Raw genomic sequence first — 21,326 nt, 5'->3', positions numbered from 1 at the left:
GCTGACCATCCACGACGATCGGAGTGCGCCATGTCCCAGCCACCCACCCGGCGCCGCGTGCTGAGCCTGACCGCCGGCGCCGCGGCCACCCCGCTCATGTCCTCCGGGCCTCTGGCCCAAGCCGCCCACGCCGCCCCGGCGACCTCCACGGCGAAGGCCGGGGGAGCGCAGCCCGCCCCGCCCGCCTGGTCGGTGCGGCCCTTCGCCCTGCACGAAGTCAGCCTCGGCGAAGGGGTCTTCCGCACCAAACGCGACCTGATGCTCGACTACGCCCGCGCGTACCCGGCCGACCGCATCCTGGCGGTCTTCCGCGCCAACGCCGGACTCGACACACGCGGCGCACGACCGCCGGGCGGCTGGGAGACGTTCGACGGCAACCTGCGCGGCCACTACGGCGGCCACTTCCTCACCCTCGTCGCCCAGGCGTACGCCGACACACGCGAGGCAGCGCTCAAGTCCAAGCTCGACCACCTGGTCACGGCCCTCGGCGAATGCCAGCAGGCCCTCGCCGAACACGGCACCCCGAAGCCCAGTCACCCCGGCTACCTGGCGGCCTACCCGGAGACCCAGTTCATCCTCCTGGAGAGCTACACGACGTACCCCACCATCTGGGCGCCGTACTACACCTGCCACAAGATCATGCGCGGCCTCCTGGACGCCCACACCCTGGCCGGCAACCCCCAGGCGCTGACCATCGCCGCGAAGATGGGCGACTGGGTGCACAGCCGGCTGGGGCACCTCCCCAAGGCCCAGCTGGAGCGCATGTGGTCGATCTACATCGCCGGTGAGTACGGCGGCATGAATGAGGTCATGACCGACCTGTACGCGCTCACCGGCCGGGAGGAACACCTCGCCGCCGCCCGCTGCTTCGACAACACCGCGCTGCTGAAGGCCTGCGCCGAGAACCGCGACATCCTGGAGGGCAGACACGCCAACCAGCACATCCCGCAGTTCACCGGCTACCTCCGCCTGTTCGACCACACGGGGGAGGAGCAGTACGCCGGCGCCGCCCGCAACTTCTGGGGCATGGTCGCGGGCCCCCGCACCTACGCCCTGGGCGGCACCGGGCAGGGCGAGATGTTCCGCGCCCGCGAGGCCATCGCGGCCACCCTCGACGACAAGAACGCCGAGACCTGCGCGACGTACAACATGCTCAAGCTGAGCCGGCAGCTCTTCTTCCACGACCCCGACCCCGCCTACATGGACTACTACGAGCGGGCCCTGACGAACCACATCCTCGCCTCCCGCCGGGACGCCCCCAGCACCGACAGCCCCGAGGTCACCTACTTCGTCGGCATGGGCCCGGGCGTACAGCGCCGGTTCGGCAACACCGGCACCTGCTGCGGCGGCACCGGCATGGAGAACCACACCAAGTACCAGGACTCGGTCTACTTCCGCTCCGCCGACGGCAACGCCCTGTACGTCAACCTCTACCTGGCCTCCACCCTGCGCTGGCCGGAGCGCGGCCTCGTCATCGAGCAGACGAGCCACTACCCGGCCGAAGGCGTGCGCACCCTGACGTTCCGCGAGGGCGGCGGCCGGCTCGCCCTCAAACTCCGCATCCCGTCCTGGGCCACGGCAGGTGTCACGGTCACGGTCAACGGAGTCCCGCACCGGGCCGAAGCCGCACCCGGCACCTACCTCACCCTGAACAGGAACTGGCGCCGAGGCGACCGCGTCCGCATCTCGACGCCCTACCGTCTGCGCATCGAACGCGCCCTGGACGACCCGGACGTCCAGTCGCTGTTCTACGGCCCGCTCCTCCTGACCGCCCGGAGCGCCGAACAGCAGTTCCGCACCTTCTCCTTCTACCAGGACTTCACCCTCCGCGGAGACCTGGCCGACGCGATCAGACCCACGGGCCGCCCCCTGCACTTCACCACGCACGACCTGACCCTCGCCCCCTTCCACATCGGCGACGACGCCCCCTACCACGCCTACTTCACCCGCTCCGAACCCGTCATCGTGTTCGGCACCTCCGACTCGGGCGTGCCGAACCACGCCCGCGCCGACGGCCGGACCTTCCTCGACGTCCTGTGGCAGCAGGCTCCCTTCCCGGCCTCCGCGCACTTCGTTGGCGCCGTACGCACCCTCGCGGGCCGCTGGCTGGCCGAGAACCTGTTGACCCGCGCCGAACACGACGCCGTCATCGCGGCGGCGAACCAGGCGGACCTGCGCCGCTGACCGCTGTCCGGGGCTGCTTGGGCGGGGAGGCGCACCTCCCCGTCCGTACCGGCTCATTGACAGGTCCGGACCAACGGGGCACGCTCTGAGAGCGCTCTCACCCCTTCCCGGATCGGCCCCACGTCGAACGGAGACAGAGCATGTCACGCACGCTCAGACGCCGCCTCAGGGCTGTCGGGCTGGCCCTCGCCGCCGCCCTGACCGGCTCCCTCCTCGCCACCGGAGCGGGAACAACGGCCCACGCCGCCGTCCCGGCGACGATTCCCCTGAAGATCACCAACAACTCGGCCCGCGGCGAGCAGGTGTACATCTACAACCTCGGCACCGACCTGTCGACCGGACGGCAGGGCTGGGCCGACGCCAACGGCACGTTCCACCCCTGGCCGGCCGGTGGCAACCCGCCGACTCCCGCCCCCGACGCGTCGATCCCCGGCCCGGCGGCGGGCCAGTCGACCACGATCCGCATGCCGAAGTTCTCCGGCCGCGTCTACTTCTCCTACGGCCAGAAACTGGTGTTCAAGCTCACCACCGGCGGCCTGGTCCAGCCCGCCGTGCAGAATCCGTCCGACCCCAACCGGAACATCCTGTTCAACTGGTCGGAGTACACACTCAACGACGCGGGCCTGTGGATCAACAGCACACAGGTCGACATGTTCTCCGCACCGTACGCGGTCGGAGTGCAGCGGTCCGACGGAACCACCGCGAACACCGGCCGGCTCAAGCCCGGCGGCTACAACGGCTTCTTCAACGCCCTCAGAGGGCAGCCCGGAGGCTGGGCCAACCTGATCCAGACCCGCGCCGACGGCACCGTACTGCGCGCCCTGTCCCCGCTGTACGGGCTGGAGACCGGCGCGCTGCCGACCAGCGTCATGGAGGACTACATCAACCGTGTCTGGCAGAAGTACTCCACCTCGACCCTCACGGTCACCCCGTTCGCCGACCAGCCGGGCACCAAGTACTACGGACGGGTGTCCGGCGGCGTCATGAACTTCACCAACAACGCGGGCGCCACCGTCACCAGCTTCCAGAAGCCGGACGCCTCCTCCGTCTTCGGCTGCCACGGGCGGCTCGACGCGCCGAACGACCAGGTCCGCGGCCCGATCTCCCGCACCCTGTGCGCCGGCTTCAACCGCTCCACCCTGCTGGTCAACCCCCAGCAGCCCGACTCGAGTGCCGACGCCTTCTACAAGGACGTCGTCACCAACCACTACGCCCGCAAGATCCACGCCCAGATGGCCGACGGAAAGGCGTACGCCTTCGCGTTCGACGACGTGGGCCACCACGAGTCCCTCGTGCACGACGGCAACCCGCGTCAGGCCTACCTCACCCTCGACCCCCTCAACTGACCTGGGCTCCTGCTGCCCAACTCCCGCTCGCCGCCGCACTGTTGACTCTTCATCATTTCTGGAAATCAATTACAACTTTGCTTTTCCTTGGTGTAGATGGACTGCGGTTTACGTGAGCCTCATGGGCACCAGGCGGTGACTGAACACCCTCCTGCACCAGGGGGGTGTCGTCACTGTCCCCCCATGCAAGGGTGAGAGGCACCAACCATGACGACGAAGAACCGCACAGTGCGCTACGGCAGCCGCACGCTGGCGCTGACGGCGACCGCGCTCGGAGTGATCGCGACGGCGGTCCCCGCAGCGGCCGAGGAACAGCCCACCGCCGAGCAGATCATGGCCGACTGCGCGTCCGGGGAAGGCAAGTGCACCTTCAACTCCCCGCAGCTCGGCCGGGCGTACCTCGGTGAGCCGCGCCAGGTCTCCGAACTCCTCTACAACTGCACCGACTCGCCCGCCTCCCAGTCGATGTCCTGGGCCGACACGGTGGGCTCCTCCCACTCGGTGGGCGGCTCGGTCACGGCGGGCGGGGGCATCGAAGGCATCATCACGGCCAGCGTGACCGCGACGTACAACTACACGTGGCAGAGCTCGCACACCGAGACGAGTTCCTTCACCGTGAACGTGAAGCCCGGAGAAGTCGGCTGGATCTCCCGCGCGCAGGTGATGCAGCAGATAACCGGGACGTGGCAGACCCACTACGACGACCCCAAGTGGGGCCACTACTACTGGTTCGTCCCCGACGTGGTCACCGGCCCGGCCCCGAACGGCACGGACGGCAAGCACAGCGCGATCGTGGTCAAGTCACGCAAGATGACGGCCGAGGAAAAGAAGCTGTGCTCCACGGGTTCCACCCGGGGCAAGCTCTTCACTCAAGAGGCCTGAGCGCGCTCCGGCCGGCCGGTCCGGCCGGAGCCCGGCCCGCACCCCCCGCTGTTCGGACCACGGACGCGATTGACGGATTCACCTCCCTGCCCGCGGGGCAGTGAGCCAGGGAATGTCATGAGCACGACTGCGCGACTGCCCTTCCCCCACAAGGAGGTCGATCATGTACGTCCGTACGCTCACCGGCGGCCTGGCCGCTGCCCTGGTGTTGTCCGTGTCCCTGACGGGTGGCCAGGCCGTGGCCGCTCCCCCCGACGCGGAGGACGCCCCCCTGGCCGCCCGTGTCCTCCTCTACGACGCCGGCGGCTCCGCGGAGTTCAAGAGCGCGGTCGACCGGGGCGCGGCGATCTGGAACGAGAGTGTCGACGCCGTCGAGCTGCGGCCGGCCGCCGCCGGGCAACGTGCGAACATCCGCGTCCTGGCGGACAACGGCTGGCCGCGCGCCCTGCCCACCACCCTCGGCAACGGAACCGTCTACATAGGGCGCCAGGCCGTCAGTCAGGGCTACGACACGATCCGCATCTCCGCCCATGAACTCGGGCACATCCTCGGCCTGCCCGACCGCAAGCCCGGACCGTGCTCGAGCCTCATGTCCGGCTCCACCGCGGGCACCGCGTGCACGAACCCGTATCCGAACGCGGCGGAGAAGACGGAGGTCGAGGAGAACTTCAGCGGCGCACTCGCCGGGCGGGCCCCGGCGGCGCGCACCGAGGTGATCGTGGACTGACACGGTCTCCACGAGGCGGCACGGGTCAGTGCCGCCTCGTCGCCCCCTCCGTCCCCGCCGCGGTCGAGCGCCACGAGGAGGGCGGTGTCACAGCGCGGCCGGTGCCGCGAGGGTTTCGGGCTGGCCCGCGCGGCGCAATGAGGCGGCGACGAAACCGTCGCTCTTGAGCTCCTCGACCAGCTCCCGGAGGAAACGTACGGTCTCGGGCCGCCGAGTGGTGGTGGTGCCGACGGCTTGGCGGATCTCCATGAACTCCTTCTCGATCAGCCGCACTTCGGGGTGTGCTTCGGCGTAGGCGGTCATCGGCTGCCGGATGCCCGCACCTGCCTCGAGGTGGTGCGCGGCGAAGGTGTCGACGCCCTCGTGGCCGCGAACCAGGGTGGCGTGGCGCAGGGTTCGGGTGAGGTAGAGGTCGTAGGCGGATCCGGCTTTCACTCCGATGCGGATGCCCGGCGCGTCGACGTCCTCGGGCGTCTTCAGACGGGACTCCCTGGGCACGGCGTACACGCCCTCGATGAGCACGTACGGGGCGGTGAAGGCGACCTCCGTCTCGCGGGCGGGCTCGATCGCGAGGAAGCAGACATCGGCCCGTCCACCGGCCATCGCCTCGAACGAGGCCCGCGCGGCGTCGAAGCAGAGGAACTCCACGGGCACCCCGAGCCGGGCCGCGATCTCCCGGGCGAGATCGACGGTGATGCCGCTGGGCGCTTGCGGTGTCCCTTGGGCGAGGACGGGATTGCCGAGGTTGATGGAGGCGCGCAGGACACCCGTGGGCGCGAGGTCGGCGGCGAGAGAGGGAAGGGCCATGCCGCGAGTGTAGGTGCCTGGTCCGACGGCCAGGCCGGGAGCGCTGCTGAGGCGCTGACCGGACGGCCTGCCGGACCCGTCCACTGCCCTGCGGGACGGCCGTCGTCGAAGAGGCGTGGCCCGCCGCCGAGGAACACCGGGAAGATGCGGTTGGCGTTGGCGTAGTAACGCATCGACGTGGCGATGGAGTTGTTCACCCAGTAGATCGTGGCGTGGGTGAGCAGGTCGTCCTTGGTGAAGACGGATGCGAGGTCGCCGCCGTTGTCGCTCCAGGCGTTCCAGCGTTGCAGCAGCCAGGCGAGCAGTCCGGTGGGTGAGTCGCTCAGCCCGTGGGCGAGGGTGGCGCCGTCGAGCATGTGCACGGCGAGGTGGGACGCCCAGCGGTGGTCCAGCTCGATGACGGGGGCACGGACGTCGGCGGGCTGGTCGTCGGTGAGGGGCCGATGCCGGGAGAAGTCCCAGGCGCGGGGACCGTTGAAGAAGTCGAGCGGCAGCCCGGAGCCGATGTGGATGCCGTACAGCTCGTCGGTGTACTTGTGGCCGAGCTGGCCGGAGACGATTCCGCCGATGTCGCAGCCCCAGGCGGCGTACTTCTCGTATCCCAGGGTCTCGGTCATCAGGGTGAGCCAGAGGTCGGAGACCTTCCGGAAGTTGACGTCCGGAAAGCCGGTGAGCGGGCCGGGGAAGCCGAAGCCGGGCAGGGACGGCACGATGACGTCGAACGCGTCGGCGGGGTCACCGCCGAACGCGGCCGGGTCGGCGAGCGGGTCGATCACCTTCGACCAGTGCCAGAACGTCCACGGCCAGCCGTGGGTGAGGATCAACGGGATCGGACGGGGGCCGCGGCCGGGCTTGCGCATGAAGTGCACCGGGACACCGGCGACGCTCACCTCGTAGTGCGCGTGGGCGTTGATGGCGTCCTCGGCCGCGCGCCAGTCGTAACCGTCCCGCCAGTAGGCGACCAGCTCACGCAGACAGCTGTCCGGGACGCCGTAGGACCAGTCCTCATTCCCCTCGTCCAGCGGGGGACGGGCCAGCGCGAGACGGACGCGCAGGTCATCGAGGACCTCGTCGGACACATGGATCGAGGTGCGCTCCGGAGGGAAGGCGCGCGGGTGGTCATGCCGTGGTTCCTTACCTGGAATACCCGCCTCGATGCGGATCGCTGATCATTCAGGCACCGGTCCGACTACGGAGCCACAAAATGACATCGAGAGATCGGAGCATCCGGCGTGGACGTCTTCATCATCGGCATCACCGGCGGTATCGGTAGCCTGCTCGCGCAGAAACTGAGCAGTCGAGGAGACGCCGTCCACGGGCTCGTTCGCCGGGACGACCAGCGGGCCGAACTCGCAACACGGGGCGTGAACGCACGAGTCGGCGATCTCTCGAGCATGTCCCCCGAACAACTGGCGACAGCATTCGGCGACGTGGACGTGGTCGTCTTCAGTGCCGGATCGAACGGCGGTAGCAGGGAGGTCACGAAAGCCGTCGACGGGGATGGGGTCGTCAAAGCGATCAAGGCCGCACGCCTCGCCGGTGTGGAACGCTTCGTGCTGGTGTCGGTGCTCCCGGAATCATGGCGGGAACGGGATCTCGGCGAGGAGGTCGAGTACTACTTCGCCGTGAAGAAGCGTGCAGACGTCGAGCTCAGCCGCAGTGATCTGAATTGGCTGATCCTGCGCCCCTCACTCCTTCTCGACGGTCCGGGAACCGGCACCGTGTCCCTCGGACCGGCCGAACTCCACGGCGAGATCGCGCGCGACGACGTCGCCGCCACCCTCGCCGAACTGCTCCACGAGCCCCGGATCGGCCGGCAGATCCTCGAACTCAACACGGGCTCGACACCCATCGAAGAGGCGGTCCGGGCGAACGTCCGCTCCTGAAGGCGGCCCGGTCAGACGATTTTGACAGTGGTGCCGTTGCTCTCGAGTGCGGTGGTTTCGTCGGCGGGCGCGGTGGTGTCGGTGACGAGGACGTGCACCAGGGCGGAGGGGCCGACGTAGGCCTGGGTGGTGCGGCCGAGTTTGCTGCCGTCGGCAGCGGCGATGATGCGGCGTGCCGAGGCGATGACGGCCTTCTTCACCGCTGCTTCGTCGAGGTCGTAGGCGGTCATGCCGTCACTGGCGGCCAAGCCGCAGCAGCCCAGGACTGCGGTGTCGAAGCGCAGCGCCGACAGTGAGGTGAGGGTGAGGGGCCCGATGAGGGCCCCCTCGCCGGCGCGAGGCCGGCCCCCGGGCACCAGGAGTGAGGTCGGTTCGGGGGCGTCACTGAGGATGCCGATCGCCTGCAGCGACAGGGGCATGACGGTGACCTGCCGTCCGTGCAGCAGGCGTGCGACCTCCAGACAGGTCGTGCCGCTGTCGAGCAGGACGGTCTCGCCGTCGGAGATGAGTGAGGCCACCTCCGCCGCGATCCGGCGCTTGGCGTCCATGGCTTCGTGGGCGCGCAGCGCGAAGGGAGGTTCGTCTCCGCGCAGGAGCAGGGTGCGCGCGCCGCCGCGGAACCGTTCGAGGACGCCTTGCGACGCCAAGTGGTCCAGATCGCGGCGGATGGTCATCTCCGAGGCACCGGTCAGATCGGCGAGTTCGGTGACTGTGGCCGTTCCTGCCTCCTGTACGGCTTGGGCGATCAGTCGGTGACGCTCACTGGTGCTCATACCGCGATTCAACACCACTCCGACCGAACAGTGCACCTGTTCGCAGTGTGCGGTTTCGAACAGTCAATCTGTTCGTTAAGGTGTCCGCATGGAAAGAGTGCTGCGCGCATCTCGCGTCGTGACGTTTGTCTATTTCGTACTCAATGGCACGTTGCTGGGCATGTGGGTGGTGCAGATCCCGGCCATCGAGGAACGCGTGGGCATCAGCCACGCGGCCCTGGGCGGGTTCCTCGTGCTGCTGGGTGCCGGGGCCTTCGCCGGCATGCAGGTCGGCGGGCGTCTGTCCGACCGGCTCGGCACACGCGCCGTCGTCCCCCTGGCCGGAGTGCTGTGCAGCGCGACCCTGGTACTGCCCGGTCTGGCCCGGGAATCGTGGGCCCTCGGAGCGGCCCTCCTGCTCTTCGGATTCGGGAACGGCACCCTCGACGTCAGCATGAACGCGCATGCCGTGCAGGTGGAGAAGGCGTACGGGCGACCCGTCATGTCGGCCTTCCACGCCACGTTCTCCGTCGGCGGTGTCCTGGCCGCGCTCGCCGGTGCCGCGGCGATCGGCATCGGCTGGGGCCCGGCCACGACTTTGGGCACCGCCGCAGGCCTCGGCGTCATCATCGCCCTGCTGTCGGCTCGCGGTCTCCTGCCCACCGTGCCGGCCACCCCGGTGGCCGATGCCGAGGGGGAGCCCGAAGGGAAGAAGCGGGCTGTCCCCGCCCGGATCTGGCTCCTGGCCGTCCTGGCTCTGCTGGTCATGCTGTGCGAGGGAGCCGCCAACGACTGGAGCGTCCTCCACCTCCAGTCCGTCCTGGACGCGCCCGAAAGCACCGCCGCCTTCGCCTACGGGACCTACGCGGCCACCATGACCGTCGGCAGGCTCCTGGCGGACCGGATATCCGCGCGGTTCGGCCCGGTCGCCGTCCTGCGGTACGGCGCGGCCCTGGCCGCCGTCGGCATCACGGTCGTGGCCCTGTCGCCCTGGATCTGGGCGGCGCTGACCGGCTGGGCGCTGTTCGGCCTGGGTCTGTCCGGGTGCATCCCGCAGCTCTTCAGCGCCGCAGGACACGCCGACCCCGCAGCCGCGGGCACCAACGTCTCCCGGGTCGCCGGACTCGGGTACATCGGCATGCTCGCAGGTCCCGCCGTCATCGGCTGGATGACCCATCTCATGGCGCTCAATCACACCTTCCTGCTGCTCGCCCTGTTCTGCGCGACCGCCGCCGCGGCGGCCGGCATCCTGCGCCCCTCTCCGGACCGTCCGCGCACCGTCGAGCTGACCTCCTGACCCACCTGCGCGGCGCTTCCTCCTCGATGGTGCTGTGGGCGCAAGGGTGAGGGGACAGGACCTGGAAGCCACATGCCTCCGGCCGCCCGCCCGGCCCTCCAGCCAGGCGGGCGCCGGGAGCGCAGCCCCCACCACCTGCTACTCCGCCGACGGCTTCAGGAGCAGCAGCCCGAACTGCCCGTGCCGGCCTGTCCGCCGTCGTGGATGCCGTCGTCGTGCCCGGCGGCGATCCGTGCCCATTGCGCGGTCGGCCGCCCGTCCTTTCGGAACTGCTGACCGCGGGTCTCGTACGGCTGCGGCCAGCCAGGCGGGCAGTCCTCCCAGGTCTCCTGCCGCCCGTAGACAGTCATGTCCAGGATGCCGTAGGACGGTGCCATGGGTTCGACGCCACGGCCGGTGGTCCAGTACGTCTCGTAGACACGGTCCCCGTCGCGGAGATAGCACGCCTTCATTCCGAAGTGGCGACCTGCGACGAGCCGCTCGTGCGACTCGGCGGGCACGGAGTACCAGGGCAGGTCCCAGCCCATGAATCGGCGGTAGCGGTCCGACTCCTCGTACGGCCCCTGGCAGAAGACGGCGAACGTGACATCACGTTGGTGCAGATAGGACAGTTCGCGGACCTGGCCGGTGAAGAAGGTGCAGCCCTCACACTGCTCGGCGGCGGAGCGGCCGTCATGCCACATGTGGTAGGAGACGAACAGCTGGGTGCGGCCCTCGAAGACGTCGATCAAGGGGACGGGACCCTTGCCTCCGACGAGCGGGGCCGAGGGGTCCACCTCGGTCATGGGCAGACGGCGCCGGGCGGCGGCGATCTCGTCGCCTTCCCGGGTGTGCGCCTTCTCCCGGGTACGAAGGGTGTCGATCGCGGCCAGCCACTCCACACGGGAGACGACAGGCGGCGTGTTCTTTGCAGTCATGCCGGTACTGACCCGGCAGCCCGCGAGAACTCATCGTTCGAGGGCCCCTCGGCCGCAACACACCTACGGCTCCACGGATGTCCCGGACACAAGACCAGTCCCCTCACTTGGCATAGTGGGCCCCGCCAGAGTGGCGGGGAAGGAAGGTCATGCACCAGGAACCGGAGCGCTACCGGGTCGAGTTCGCGAGTGGTACCGCCGCCTCGGTGGCGAAGCGGCGCTCGTTCCGCGATCACGAGCGCAACGACATCGAGCCCGATCTGCCCGGCTGGCCTCCCGGCCGGACCTTCGCGGTGCGGGGGTTCTTCGGCAAGCTCGGCCGGCACGTCCAGACCGTCGTCACCGGGCTCCTGATGCTGCCGCTCCACATCATCGCCGACGCCCTCGGCAGCCCCGCGTCGCGCGAGAAGCGCGGGAAGCTGGAGGAGCGTGAGAACGAGGTCGACGACTTCCCCGTCATGTGGGCGGGCGTCGGCGAGACGGCTCGTACGCTGCCCTGGCAGCTCGATCCCTCCCGGCGGCCCTGGCGCATGGTGACCGAGATGGAACTGGCGGAGTCGCAAGGGCTGGTGCGCATCCTGTCGTACGAGGACACGGCGCGTGGCAGTCGGTTCGTTTCATGGGGCGGCGGCGAGAAGGTTCCGGGATCCGAGGCCGTCCTCTGGTCAGTGCCCCGGGAGGACATCGCCGGCGCGGAGATCAAACCGTTCAGCATGGCCGAGTCCGACTTCAAGATCTCCTTCAGCGACGGTTCGTGGGCCCGGCTGACGACTTCGTCGTACGGCGCCCGGGGAATCGTCGCCCTTCTCAATTCGGGGACGCCCAGCCAGTCCAGCCGCTCCGGACAGGCCGACGCGATCCACGTCCCACCCGCCAGCAGCCCTTGAGGGGCCGGGCCAGAGGGCTCTGGGTCGTGGATTTGTGCCCATGATCGAGGAGACGTCGTCCGAGCGATTACAGCGGTCCACGAAACGGAGGCACGCTGCCCCCCCACAAGGCGAAAGGCGAGGGCGGACTGCTGCGTTCGTCGGCGCTGATGGCGGCGGGCACCGTGGTCTCGCGTGCCACCGGGCTGATACGGCAGATGCTGCAAGCGGCCGCGCTGGGCACCGGACTGCCGGCCACCACCTACAACCGGGCCAACGCGGGAGATCCCGACGGCGGCGCCGCCTACGAACAGCGCCCGGTCACCCTGGTGTTGTGCGTCCTCGGCGCGGGAACCGCGCTGGCCACGTGGGCCGCCCCTGCGATCATCAGCGTGTACCAGCACGACACACCCGCCACGCACGACGCGTTCGAGCTGACCGTGACCTTCGCCCGCTTCCTGCTCCCGCGGATCTTCTTCTACGGTGTGTTCAGCATCTTCGGTCAAGTCCTCAATGCCCGGAACCGGTTCGGCGCGATGATGTGGACCCCGGTCCTCAACAACTCGTGCTGATCGCCATGTTCGGCCTCTACCTCGGCTGATGACCGCCCCCGAGCGGGTCTCGGGCATCACCGACGTCCAGGTCAGACTGCCACGCTTCGACTGGCGCGGCACCGGCCTGCGCAAGAGTGTGAACGCGGCCCGCTGGACCCTGCTGTTCGTGCTGGTCAACCTCGTGGCGAGCACGGTGGTCACCCGCCTGGCCTCCTGAGCCGACGCCGCTCTGCCGCACGACGGCGTCGGCTACACCGCCTACAGCTACGCCCAGCAGATCTGGATGCTGCCCCAGTCGATCGTGACGGTCTCCCTCGTGACAGCGCTGCTCCCGCGCATGAGCCGGGCAGTGACGGAGCACCGTGTCGACGACCTGCGCGCCGACCTGTCCCGCGCGCTGCGGATCAGCGGCATCAACGTCGCGCTCGCCACGGCCTGCCACTTCCTGCTGTCCCCGCGCTGGGCGGTCACGGGGATGGCCGCCGCCTACGCCCTGTCCTACGCGGTCGGCCTGCTGCTGACCGCCTTGCGCCTGCGGCGACGCACGGAGGGTCTCCTCGACGGCCGGCGGATCTGCCGCACCTACGCGAAACTCACCACGGCCGCCACCGCCGCCGGGTCCGCCGGGTGGCTCATCGCCCGCTCCTGCAGCCAGAGTCTGACATCAGTCTCATGGACGCCCGCCCTGTCCCTCGCTGCGGGCGGCACCGCCATGGTCCTGCTGTTCCTGCTCCTTGCACGACTCCTGCGGATCCAGGAGCTGCGCAGCCTGCCGGGGCTGGGGTGAATCCCAGGAGGCGGCTCGGGGGAGAACCCCGGTTCGGGCCAGTCCGCCGAGCCAGGCCGCGGAGGGCCTGGGGGTGCGTGCGAAGGTGTCGGGATCGACGGAGATGAGGCCGAAGGTGGGTTTGTAGGAGCCCCACTCGTAGTTGTCGAGGGCGCTCCAGTGGAGGTAGCCACGTACGTCGAGGCCGTCCTCCAGGGCGGCGGAGACTTCCTGGAGCGCTCCGGTGGTGTAGGCGATGCGGCGGCTGTCGTCGCCGGTGGCGATGCCGTTCTCGGTGACGATCAGGGGGACGTCGCCGACGATCTCGGCGGTGTGGCGCAGGGCGTAGCCGACCGCCCGGGGGTAGTACTCCCAGCCGGTGAGGGTGCGTTCGGCGTCGTCGGGGGCGGGGACGGTGCCGTCGGTGCCGACCCTGGTGCGGGTGTAGGACTGGACGCCGACCCAGTCGTCGTCGCGGGCGGCTTCGATGAAGACGTCTTCCCGGGGGTGGCTGTAGGCCGCGGTGGCGGCCTCGGCGCCGGGCAGGGCCTGGTAGACCTGGTTGGCGACGGACCATCCGGCCTGGATGTCGGCGGAGATCGCCTTGACGGCGGCCGTCGCACGGTGGTGCGCCTGGATCAGGGCGTCGGTGGTGGCCTTGTCGGGCAGTACGAGCCCTGCCGTGGGGGGTGCTTCGGTGCCCAGGTCGCGGACGGCGCCGGCGACCGCGATCATGTTGGGCTCGTTGATGGTGCACACGTGGCGTACGCCGGCGCCGATGACTGGCGCGGTCGCCCGCACGTACCGCTCGAACAGGTCCACCGCCCCGTCCGCGGTCCAGCCACCGCACTCGGCGAACCAGCGCGGGACCGTGAAGTGGTGCAGCGTGACCATGGGCCGCAGACCGCGTTCGAGGGCGCCGTCGACCATGCGTCGGTAGTGGGCGAGCTCGGCCTTGGAGAAGTGGCCGGGGGCGGGCTCGATGCGGGCCCATTCGATGCTGAAGCGGTAGTCCGTGAAGCCGAGTTCGGCGAGCAGGTCCATGTCCTCGCGCCACCGGTGGTAGCTGTCGGCCGCGTCGCCGCTGGGCTCTGCGATGGAGCCGCCGCCGTGTTCCATGTGCCACCAGTCGCTGTTGACGTTGTTGCCCTCGATCTGGTGGGCGGCGGTGGAGGCACCCCACAGGAAGCCGTCGGGGAAGCGGAGACCGTTGGCGGTGACGTGCGCGGCGGGCATGGCTGGGCCTTTCCGGAGGGGAGTTCGGATCAGCGCGGTGACGGACCGGGCCAGATCGCCGAGGCGTCGTCGCGGTGGGGGTCGGGCAGCCGGATCGGACGGACGGCAATGGTGCGTTCGCGTCCTTCGGTGACGGCCGTCCACGGGGCGGGACGGCCGGCGTAGCACAAGGTGGTCAGGGCGAACACACCGTCGGCGTAGACCTCGACGTATTCGCCGACGGTGAGGATGCGCAGGGCGGTGGCGGGTTCGCTCAGGACGGTCTCGCCGAGGCGGCCGCCGTCGGGGCCGGTGACCCAGAGGTTCTTGCCGTCGCAGCCCACCGCGAGGGCGGGGCGGTCGCCGTCCGCGGTGTCGGTGCGCAGCGTGATCTCGACGGGGCCGGATATGCCGACGTCGCCGACCGCGTGCAGGGCGGACCGGTCCGTCTCCTCGCCGAGCCAGGCGTTCAGGCCGGGCCACCACTCCAGGCGGGGCGCCGCATCCTCGGGGATGACCAGGAGCTTCGGCTGGGTGAGCATGCCGCGGCAGCGGTCACCGGTGTCGCTGAGGCCGACCCGGCGAGGCGTGGTGTGCAGCACGACGCGGGAGCCGTCGGGCGCGGCGATGACGCGCGGAGCGTAGGCGCCGGTCGGGCCGAGGGGGCCGCGCCGGGTCCAGGGCCCGCGCAGGCGGGGCGCGGTCCATGCCTCGAAGCCGCGGGTGGCGCCGATGGAGCCGAGCAGCAGCCAGGAGCCGTCATCGAGACGTTCCAGGACCGGGCACTCCAGTTCGTCGACGTCGCCGGGAGAGAGGAGCGGTGGGTGGACGGTCCAGTGCTCCAGGTCGTCGGAGGTGGCCCAGGCGACGCAGCCGCCGACCTCGACCGGGAGGGAGGCGTCGCTGGCGCAGACGGCCATGACCCAGCCGTCCGACTCGTCGTCGCGTACGACGAACGGGTCGCGCCAGCCCATGCGTTCACCGGTGCGGTACCAGCGCGGGTCCGCCTCGACGACCGGGCCGGTCCCATGGCGCCGCCAGGCGGTGCCGTCCGTGCGGTCGGAGTACGCCAGCCCCACCGACTGGAGCGGCCAGCCGCCCGGCGTGAGCCCGCGGACGCCCGTGTAGAACATCGCCATTCCGTCGCCGTGCCGGATCGGATGCATCGTCCACACCGCCTGCTCGTCGAAACGGCCGGGCAGGCCGTTGCCGAAGGCGGTGCCCTGCGGCTCCCAGCGGACCAGGTCGGTGGAGGTGGCCCGGCCGTAGGAGGTCTCCATCCGCAGGTGGTCGAACTCCGCTGTCCAGGGGCCCTGTAGGTGCAGGACCGCGTACGTGCCGTCGTCGTCGCGCAGGAGGGCGAAGTCGTTCACGCAGAGGCCGGGCGGGGCGTATCGCATCCACAGTTCCTGTCGGCTCGACAGCGCCCAAACGTGTGCGCTGATACTCGATAACGAAAAGGTCTCCTCAAAACTGGCCCAAGTAAATATGAACGCAAACGCTTGCGCAACAAGGTGGGCGGGTTTACGGTCACGTCACCCACAGATCACACCGACGTGAAACCAACGGGAGGAATGCGTTGTGACGGCCAGCATCACCGATGTCGCCCGCGCCGCCGGAGTCTCGGCGTCCACCGTGTCCCGCGCGCTGCGCGGACGACCGGGGGTCTCCGAGGAAGTGCGGGCGCAGATCACGGCCGTCGCCGCGCAACTCGGCTACACGGCCTCACGTTCCGCGGCGAGCCTGGCCAGTGGGCGCACCTTCACCATCGGCGTCGTGGTCCCGTACGTGGGCCGCTGGTTCTTCGGCACCGTGCTGGACGCCGCCGAGCAGGTGTTCAGTGCCGCCGGGTACGACGTCCTGCTGTACAACCTGGGTTCGCCGGAGACACGCAAGCGTTTCTTCACCAGACTCCCGGTCCGCAAGCGGGTGGACGCCGTGCTGTCGCTGCTCATCCCTGACGAGGAGGAGACCGCCGCACTGCGCTCGCTCGGGGTGCCGCTGGCCACCACCGTCGGCGGCACCCGGCCCGGCTTCACCGTCGTCGGCATCGACGACAAGGCCGGCACCGAGAGCGCCGTACGGCATCTGGTGAACCTCGGCCACCGCCGCATCGGCATGATCTCGGGTTCCAGTGGTCCTCTCCACTGGACCACTCCCGTCGAGCGCAGACAGGCATATCTCGACGTCCTGGCCGACGCCGGGATCGAGGCCGATGCGGCCCTCGAGGCGGACGGTGACTACACCGTCGAGGGCGGTGAGCGGGCGATGACCGAGCTGCTGGCCGTCTCGCGTCCGCCCACGGCCGTGTTCGCGCAGTCCGACGAGATGGCGATGGGCGCCCTGCGCGCCCTGCGCCGCCACCGGCTGAAGGTGCCGGACGACGTGTCCGTGGTCGGCTTCGACGACCACGAACTCGCCGACGTGGTCGGGCTGACCACCGTCGCCCAGCCGGTCGCCGAGCAGGGCGCCGAGGCCGCCCGGCTGCTGCTGCGGCAGTTGGAGGAACCGGACGCCGAACCACCCGCCGAGCAGGTGCAGATGCCCATCCGCCTCGTGCTGCGCGAGACCACCGCGCCGCCGCGCCCGCGCGGACCGCAGTAACTCCCCCCCCAAGCCCCCACACCCCCACCCACCTGAAGCACCCCCGCACACCTGAAGCACTGCCGCACTTCGAACCCTCGCCACAGCACGGAGGCACAGCCATGAGTTCGACCAGCAGAAAGTACCGCCGCACCGCCTGTACGGGCCTGGCCCTGGCACCCTTGCTGGCGCTGGCCGCATGTGGCGGGGGCGGTGGTACCGATGCCTCCGCCGAAGCCGGGAGCGGCAAGGGCACCATCAGCGTCTGGGCCCACCAGGGCCAGAAGAACGAGGCCACCGCGCTGCAGAACGCGGTGAAGACCTTCAACTCCTCGCAGAACAAGATCAAGGTCGATCTGAAACTGATACCCGAGGCCGACTACACCAAGACCATCACCGCCACCGACGCCGCCGAACTGCCGGACGTGATGGAGTTCGACGGCCCGACCATGGCGAACTTCGTCTACAACAAGAAGCTCGCCCCGATCGACACGTACGTCTCCGCCAAGACCATGAACAACGCCACCGATGCGAGCAAGGCGCAGGGCGAGGTCGGCGGCAAGCACTACGGCCTGGGCATGTTCGACTCCGGCCTCGGCATCTACGGCAACAAGAAGCTGCTGGACGCGGCCGGGGTGAAGTACCCCAAGGGCCTGTCCGACGCCTGGACGGCGGAGCAGTTCACCGCCGCGCTCAAGAAGCTGAAGGCCAAGGATCCCGACGGCAAGACCGTCGACCTGCAGGAGTCCGGCGGCTACGCCAAGGAGTGGGGCACCTACGGCTTCGCCCCGATCGTCTGGTCCGCCGGAGGCTCCCTGCTCAAGGACGGCAAGGCGGAAGGCGCCCTCGACACCCCGGCCGTGGCCTCGGCCCTGAAGACCTTCCAGTCCTGGAAGCCCTACGTCGACCCCAACACCGACGGCAACGCCTTCGCCAAGGGCCGCGTCGCGCTCAGCTGGGTCGGCCACTGGATGTACCCCGCCTACAGCGAGGCCCTCGGTGACGACCTCGTCGTCCTTCCGCTGCCCGACTTCGGCAACGGCCCCAAGACCGGCCAGGGCTCATGGGCCTGGGGCATCGGCGCCGACACCAAGAACGCCAAAGCGGCCGGCACGTTCCTGGACACTCTCCTGAACGACACCAACGTCACCGCCATGACGACCGCCAATGGGGCGGTGCCCGCCACCAGGACCGCGCTCGCCAAGAGCAGCCTGTACAAGCAGGGCGGCCCGCTGCAGCTCTTCGCCGACCAGCTCGCCAAGCCATGCGGTGACAGCGACATCACCAAGTCCTGCGTCGCCGTCACCCGCCCGGTGACCGCCGGCTACCCGACCGTCACCGCCAAGTTCAGCGAGGCCCTGAACTCCGTCTACGGCGGCGCCGACCCCAAGAGCGCCCTGGCGAAGGCCGCCCGCGCCATCGACCGGGACTTCTCCGACAACGCCGGCTACAAGATTCCGTAGGACCATCGGCCGGGGCGGGCCGCACACCGCGCGCCCGCCCCGCCGGGAACAGGACCCTCCCGTGACATCCGTGGAACCCGCGCCCGCCGTGCCGCCGCCCGGCCCCGGGCAGGCCCCGTCCATGACTTCCGTGAAGCCCGCGCGTGCCAAGCGATCGACGCGATCGACTCGTCCGGGCCGTAAGAACCGCGACTGGCTGCACGGACTGCTCATGTCCGCCCCGGCCGTGGTCGGACTCATCGTTTTCGTCGGTGTGCCGTTCGGCTACGCCGTGGTGCTCTCCTTCTACAACGTCCGCCTCGGCTCCCCGCTGGAGCCCACCTTCTTCGGCCTGGAGCAGTACCGGCGGCTGTTCACCGACCCCGACCTGTCCGGGCCGTTCCTGCGGGCCCTGATCAACAACCTGACCTTCGCCGTGGTCGTCGTCCCGGTGCAGACGGCCCTGGCGCTCGGGCTGGCCATCCTGCTCAACCGCAAGCTCAAGGCCATCGGATTGTTCCGGTCCCTGTTCTTCATGCCGGTCGTCTTCCCCATGGCGCTGGTCGCCGTGATCTGGCGCCTCATCCTGGCCCGCAGCGACCAGGGCATGCTCAACTCCGCACTGGACGCGGTGAGTTTCGGCAACTGGGGCGCCTTCGACTGGCTCGGCGACGGCGCCACCGCGATGGCCTCGCTCATCGTGCTGTCGATCTGGCAGGGCGTCGGCTTCCAGATGGTCATCCTCCTGGCCGGCCTCCAGCAGATCCCGGGAGAGCTCTACGAGGCCGCGGCACTCGACCGCGCCTCCCGCTGGCAGCAGTTCCGCCACGTCACCCTGCCCGGCATCCACGGCACCCTCGTCTTCGTCGCGATGCTCACCTCGGTGCTGTCCTTCCGGGTCTTCGACCAGGTGTACGTCCTCGTCCGCGGCGGCGGCCTGGACGAGGACGCCACCCGCACCGTGATGTACCAGGCCGTCACCACCGCCTTCGACCAGAACAACATCGGCCAGGCGTCCGCGATCACCGTCGTCTTCTTCCTGATCGTCGTCGTCCTGACGCTCATCCAGCGCCGCGTCGTCCGGCCCGGAATCGAGGACTGACCCATGGGCACCACCCCTACGCCCCTGCGCCGCTTCCTGGACTACGCCGTACTCAGCGTGCTGGCCTTCATCTTCATCCTGCCCGTGATCTACCTGTTCCTGGGCAGCCTCAAGCCGTCCGACGAGGTCCTCAACGGCCTGTCCGGCTTCCTCCCCACCCACCTGTCCTTCGACAACTACTCCGCCGTCCTCGACAGCCTCGACTCCGACAGCACCGGCTACTTCTGGGGCTTCATGGGCGTCTCACTGCTGCTGGCGTTCGTCGTCGTCACCGGCGGCCTGTTCGTCAACTCGATGGCCGCCTACGGGCTGTCCCGGCTGAAGTGGCGCGGCCGCAACGCCGTCTTCACCCTCATCCTGCTGCTGATGCTGGTCCCGTTCGAGTCGGTGGCGGTGCCGCTCTTCTACATGTTCAACGACCAGCGCAACACCCTCCCCATCCTGGCGCTGCCGTTCATCGCCAACGCCTTCTCGGTCTACCAGTTCCACACGTTCTTCCGCTCGATCCCGCCGAGCATCGAAGAAGCCGCCCGCATCGACGGCGCGGGCCCCTGGCGCACGTTCTTCGCGATCATCGTCCCCATGTCGAAGCCGGCCTTCGCCTCCGTGGCGATCCTGACCTTCCTCATCCAGTGGGGCTCGTTCCTGTGGCCGGTGCTGATGGTCTCCGACCCTTCGGTGCGCCCGCTGCCGCTGGAGATCAGCGTGTTCCAGGGCCAGGAGCCCCCGGACTGGGGCCAGATCCTCGCCTTCGGCGTCCTGCTCGTCCTGCCCGTCCTGGTGGTCTTCGCCTTCTTCCAGCGGTGGTTCGTCCAAGGCGTCGCCAGCTCCGCCGTGAAGGGCTGAACGCGCCTCTTCGAACGTGAGTGAGGGGCGGACTCAGTTGCCGACGCCGAGGCCGGACATGAACGCGGACGGGTATCGGTCGCCGCGCGCCGTGCCCGGCGGTACCGCCTTCTCGATCTCGGCGAGGTCGTCAACGGTGAGGCCCATCTCCATCGCGGGCAGCGCCTCGGCCAGCCGCTCGCGGGTGCGGGCGCCGACCAGCGGCACGATGTCGTCGCCCTGGGCGGCCACCCAGGCGATGGCCAGTTGCGCCACCGTGCACCTCTTCGCGTCGGCGACCCGGCGCAGCGCTTCCACGAGGGCGAGGTTGTGTTCCACGTTCCCGCTGGAGAAGCGCGGGCTGACGCCGCGGCTGTCGCCGGGCCCGGCGGTGCGGCCGGCGGACCAGTGCCCGGAAATGAGGCCGCGGCTGAGGACTCCGTACGCGGTCAGGCCGATGCCAAGCTCCCTCAGCGTGGGCAGAACGTCCGCCTCCACGGCACGGGAGATCAGCGAGTACTCGATCTGCAGGTCAGCGACCGGGTGCACGGCATGCGCCCGGCGGATCGTCGCCGCGTCGACCTCCGAGAGGCCGAGGTGCCGGACGTACCCGGCGTCGATCATCTCCTTGACCGCGCCCACCGTCTCCTCGATCGGTACCGCCGGGTCCAGCCGGGCGGGGCGGTAGATGTCGATGTGGTCGGTGCCCAGGCGGGTCAGCGAGTAGGCCAGGAAGTTCTTCACCGCCTCGGGACGGCTGTCCATCCCGCCGAACTCCGGGACCGGCCCTCGCAGCATGCCGAACTTGACGCTCAACCGGTAGCTGTCCCGGTCCCGGCCACGCAGCGCCTCGGCGAGCAGCAGCTCGTTGTGGCCCATGGCGTAGAAATCGCCCGTGTCGATCAGCGTGACGTCGGCCTCCAGCGCCGCGTGGACGGTGGCGACGCTCTCCGCGCGGTCGGCCTCGCCGTAGGCGCCCGACATGCCCATCGCGCCCAGGCCCAGCGCGGAAACGGCCGGGCCGGTGGTGCCCAGGGTTCGTGTCTGCATCGCGTTCTCCTTCGTCGTCGGTCTGCCCCTCACCCTCGGCCCGCGCCGCGACGTACGGGAGCGGAGCGTTCGTCCTGGGAGAGGCGCTCCCTGGATCGTCCCGGCCGTTGCGAGGACCATGAAGA

General features: G+C 69.7%; 17 protein-coding genes and 2 pseudogenes. 12 read left to right on the top strand and 7 right to left on the bottom strand.

What is annotated here, in order from left to right; genetic code table 11:
* Positions 1-30 precede the first annotated feature (30 nt).
* The 4 genes from ABZ192_RS37625 to ABZ192_RS37610 all read left to right on the top strand — a co-directional run bounded on the left by ABZ192_RS37625 (position 31) and on the right by ABZ192_RS37610 (position 5,139).
* Entirely contained in the window at positions 31-2,184 is a 2,154-nt protein-coding gene (locus ABZ192_RS37625; RefSeq protein WP_356928958.1) for a beta-L-arabinofuranosidase domain-containing protein, read from the top strand.
* Positions 2,185-2,324: 140 nt separating this feature from the next.
* Positions 2,325-3,530, top strand: coding sequence for a glycoside hydrolase family 64 protein (locus tag ABZ192_RS37620; RefSeq protein ID WP_356928957.1), 1,206 nt, complete (start codon positions 2,325-2,327; stop codon positions 3,528-3,530).
* Between the two features lie 207 nt (positions 3,531-3,737).
* On the top strand, positions 3,738-4,412 hold the full coding sequence (locus tag ABZ192_RS37615; protein WP_356928956.1) for a hypothetical protein: 675 nt from the start codon (positions 3,738-3,740) through the stop codon (positions 4,410-4,412).
* A gap of 163 nt (positions 4,413-4,575) precedes the next feature.
* Positions 4,576-5,139: a snapalysin family zinc-dependent metalloprotease gene (locus tag ABZ192_RS37610; protein WP_356928955.1), complete on the top strand. Its 564-nt coding sequence runs from the start codon at positions 4,576-4,578 to the stop codon at positions 5,137-5,139.
* An 87-nt stretch (positions 5,140-5,226) separates the two neighbouring features.
* Here ABZ192_RS37610 and ABZ192_RS37605 read toward each other — a convergent pair whose 3' ends face one another.
* Together ABZ192_RS37605 and ABZ192_RS37600 are read right to left on the bottom strand one after the other, a co-directional pair.
* Entirely contained in the window at positions 5,227-5,946 is a 720-nt protein-coding gene (locus ABZ192_RS37605; protein WP_356928954.1) for a transporter substrate-binding domain-containing protein, read from the bottom strand.
* A gap of 146 nt (positions 5,947-6,092) precedes the next feature.
* A pseudogene (locus tag ABZ192_RS37600) lies at positions 6,093-7,091 on the bottom strand (epoxide hydrolase); the annotation flags it as partial.
* Between the two features lie 87 nt (positions 7,092-7,178).
* On the opposite strand from ABZ192_RS37600, the gene ABZ192_RS37595 reads away from it, so the two are divergent.
* Positions 7,179-7,832: an NAD(P)H-binding protein gene (locus ABZ192_RS37595; RefSeq protein WP_356928953.1), complete on the top strand. Its 654-nt coding sequence runs from the start codon at positions 7,179-7,181 to the stop codon at positions 7,830-7,832.
* An 11-nt stretch (positions 7,833-7,843) separates the two neighbouring features.
* On the opposite strand, the gene ABZ192_RS37590 is transcribed toward ABZ192_RS37595, so the two are convergent.
* A complete protein-coding gene (locus ABZ192_RS37590) occupies positions 7,844-8,605 on the bottom strand; it encodes a DeoR/GlpR family DNA-binding transcription regulator (RefSeq protein ID WP_356928952.1) in 762 nt (253 codons plus the stop codon).
* Between the two features lie 88 nt (positions 8,606-8,693).
* On the opposite strand from ABZ192_RS37590, the gene ABZ192_RS37585 reads away from it, so the two are divergent.
* On the top strand, positions 8,694-9,881 hold the full coding sequence (locus ABZ192_RS37585) for an MFS transporter (RefSeq protein WP_356928951.1): 1,188 nt from the start codon (positions 8,694-8,696) through the stop codon (positions 9,879-9,881).
* A gap of 155 nt (positions 9,882-10,036) precedes the next feature.
* Here ABZ192_RS37585 and ABZ192_RS37580 read toward each other — a convergent pair whose 3' ends face one another.
* Positions 10,037-10,798, bottom strand: a complete 762-nt coding sequence (locus ABZ192_RS37580) for a DUF899 domain-containing protein (protein WP_356928950.1) — start codon at positions 10,796-10,798, stop codon at positions 10,037-10,039.
* Positions 10,799-10,947: 149 nt separating this feature from the next.
* Between ABZ192_RS37580 and ABZ192_RS37575 the strand changes: the two genes are divergently transcribed.
* Both ABZ192_RS37575 and ABZ192_RS37570 read left to right on the top strand, forming a co-directional pair.
* Positions 10,948-11,685 carry a hypothetical protein gene (locus tag ABZ192_RS37575; RefSeq protein WP_356928949.1) on the top strand — a complete coding sequence of 246 codons (738 nt, stop codon included), beginning with the start codon at positions 10,948-10,950 and terminating at the stop codon, positions 11,683-11,685.
* A 95-nt stretch (positions 11,686-11,780) separates the two neighbouring features.
* A pseudogene (locus tag ABZ192_RS37570) lies at positions 11,781-13,005 on the top strand (lipid II flippase MurJ).
* Here ABZ192_RS37570 and ABZ192_RS37565 read toward each other — a convergent pair.
* Both ABZ192_RS37565 and ABZ192_RS37560 read right to left on the bottom strand, forming a co-directional pair.
* Entirely contained in the window at positions 12,889-14,220 is a 1,332-nt protein-coding gene (locus tag ABZ192_RS37565) for a family 1 glycosylhydrolase (protein WP_356928948.1), read from the bottom strand. The pseudogene ABZ192_RS37570 and the gene ABZ192_RS37565 overlap by 117 nt on opposite strands.
* 29 nt (positions 14,221-14,249) lie before the next feature.
* Positions 14,250-15,599, bottom strand: a complete 1,350-nt coding sequence (locus tag ABZ192_RS37560) for a mucin-1 (RefSeq protein WP_356928947.1) — start codon at positions 15,597-15,599, stop codon at positions 14,250-14,252.
* A gap of 181 nt (positions 15,600-15,780) precedes the next feature.
* On the opposite strand from ABZ192_RS37560, the gene ABZ192_RS37555 reads away from it, so the two are divergent.
* The 4 genes from ABZ192_RS37555 (at position 15,781) to ABZ192_RS37540 (ending at position 20,172) form a co-directional block, all read left to right on the top strand.
* Positions 15,781-16,803: a LacI family DNA-binding transcriptional regulator gene (locus ABZ192_RS37555; RefSeq protein ID WP_356928946.1), complete on the top strand. Its 1,023-nt coding sequence runs from the start codon at positions 15,781-15,783 to the stop codon at positions 16,801-16,803.
* Positions 16,804-16,904: 101 nt separating this feature from the next.
* On the top strand, positions 16,905-18,245 hold the full coding sequence (locus ABZ192_RS37550) for a sugar ABC transporter substrate-binding protein (RefSeq protein WP_356928945.1): 1,341 nt from the start codon (positions 16,905-16,907) through the stop codon (positions 18,243-18,245).
* A 121-nt stretch (positions 18,246-18,366) separates the two neighbouring features.
* Positions 18,367-19,326, top strand: a complete 960-nt coding sequence (locus ABZ192_RS37545; RefSeq protein WP_356928977.1) for a sugar ABC transporter permease — start codon at positions 18,367-18,369, stop codon at positions 19,324-19,326.
* Between the two features lie 3 nt (positions 19,327-19,329).
* Positions 19,330-20,172 carry a carbohydrate ABC transporter permease gene (locus tag ABZ192_RS37540; RefSeq protein WP_356928944.1) on the top strand — a complete coding sequence of 281 codons (843 nt, stop codon included), beginning with the start codon at positions 19,330-19,332 and terminating at the stop codon, positions 20,170-20,172.
* A 33-nt stretch (positions 20,173-20,205) separates the two neighbouring features.
* On the opposite strand, the gene ABZ192_RS37535 is transcribed toward ABZ192_RS37540, so the two are convergent.
* Entirely contained in the window at positions 20,206-21,201 is a 996-nt protein-coding gene (locus ABZ192_RS37535; protein ID WP_356928943.1) for an aldo/keto reductase, read from the bottom strand.
* Positions 21,202-21,326 lie beyond the last annotated feature (125 nt).

This window comes from Streptomyces sp. NPDC006235 (assembly GCF_040613735.1).
GTDB lineage: Bacteria > Actinomycetota > Actinomycetes > Streptomycetales > Streptomycetaceae > Streptomyces.
Note: the sequence above shows the minus strand (reverse complement) of the source record. Positions and strands in the feature narration are given on the sequence as shown.

Bases quoted from the DNA above. Each gene is read 5' to 3' on its own strand.
- ABZ192_RS37540 (WP_356928944.1), top strand. From the start codon at position 19,330: ATGGGCACCACCCCTACGCCCCTGCGCCGCTTCCTGGACTACGCCGTA.
- ABZ192_RS37580 (WP_356928950.1), bottom strand. From the start codon at position 10,798: ATGACTGCAAAGAACACGCCGCCTGTCGTCTCCCGTGTGGAGTGGCTG.
- ABZ192_RS37605 (WP_356928954.1), bottom strand. From the start codon at position 5,946: ATGGCCCTTCCCTCTCTCGCCGCCGACCTCGCGCCCACGGGTGTCCTG.
- ABZ192_RS37565 (WP_356928948.1), bottom strand. From the start codon at position 14,220: ATGCCCGCCGCGCACGTCACCGCCAACGGTCTCCGCTTCCCCGACGGC.
- ABZ192_RS37620 (WP_356928957.1), top strand. From the start codon at position 2,325: ATGTCACGCACGCTCAGACGCCGCCTCAGGGCTGTCGGGCTGGCCCTC.
- ABZ192_RS37610 (WP_356928955.1), top strand. From the start codon at position 4,576: ATGTACGTCCGTACGCTCACCGGCGGCCTGGCCGCTGCCCTGGTGTTG.
- ABZ192_RS37575 (WP_356928949.1), top strand. From the start codon at position 10,948: ATGCACCAGGAACCGGAGCGCTACCGGGTCGAGTTCGCGAGTGGTACC.
- ABZ192_RS37560 (WP_356928947.1), bottom strand. From the start codon at position 15,599: ATGCGATACGCCCCGCCCGGCCTCTGCGTGAACGACTTCGCCCTCCTG.
- ABZ192_RS37615 (WP_356928956.1), top strand. From the start codon at position 3,738: ATGACGACGAAGAACCGCACAGTGCGCTACGGCAGCCGCACGCTGGCG.
- ABZ192_RS37590 (WP_356928952.1), bottom strand. From the start codon at position 8,605: ATGAGCACCAGTGAGCGTCACCGACTGATCGCCCAAGCCGTACAGGAG.
- ABZ192_RS37625 (WP_356928958.1), top strand. From the start codon at position 31: ATGTCCCAGCCACCCACCCGGCGCCGCGTGCTGAGCCTGACCGCCGGC.
- ABZ192_RS37585 (WP_356928951.1), top strand. From the start codon at position 8,694: ATGGAAAGAGTGCTGCGCGCATCTCGCGTCGTGACGTTTGTCTATTTC.
- ABZ192_RS37545 (WP_356928977.1), top strand. From the start codon at position 18,367: ATGACTTCCGTGAAGCCCGCGCGTGCCAAGCGATCGACGCGATCGACT.
- ABZ192_RS37535 (WP_356928943.1), bottom strand. From the start codon at position 21,201: ATGCAGACACGAACCCTGGGCACCACCGGCCCGGCCGTTTCCGCGCTG.
- ABZ192_RS37550 (WP_356928945.1), top strand. From the start codon at position 16,905: ATGAGTTCGACCAGCAGAAAGTACCGCCGCACCGCCTGTACGGGCCTG.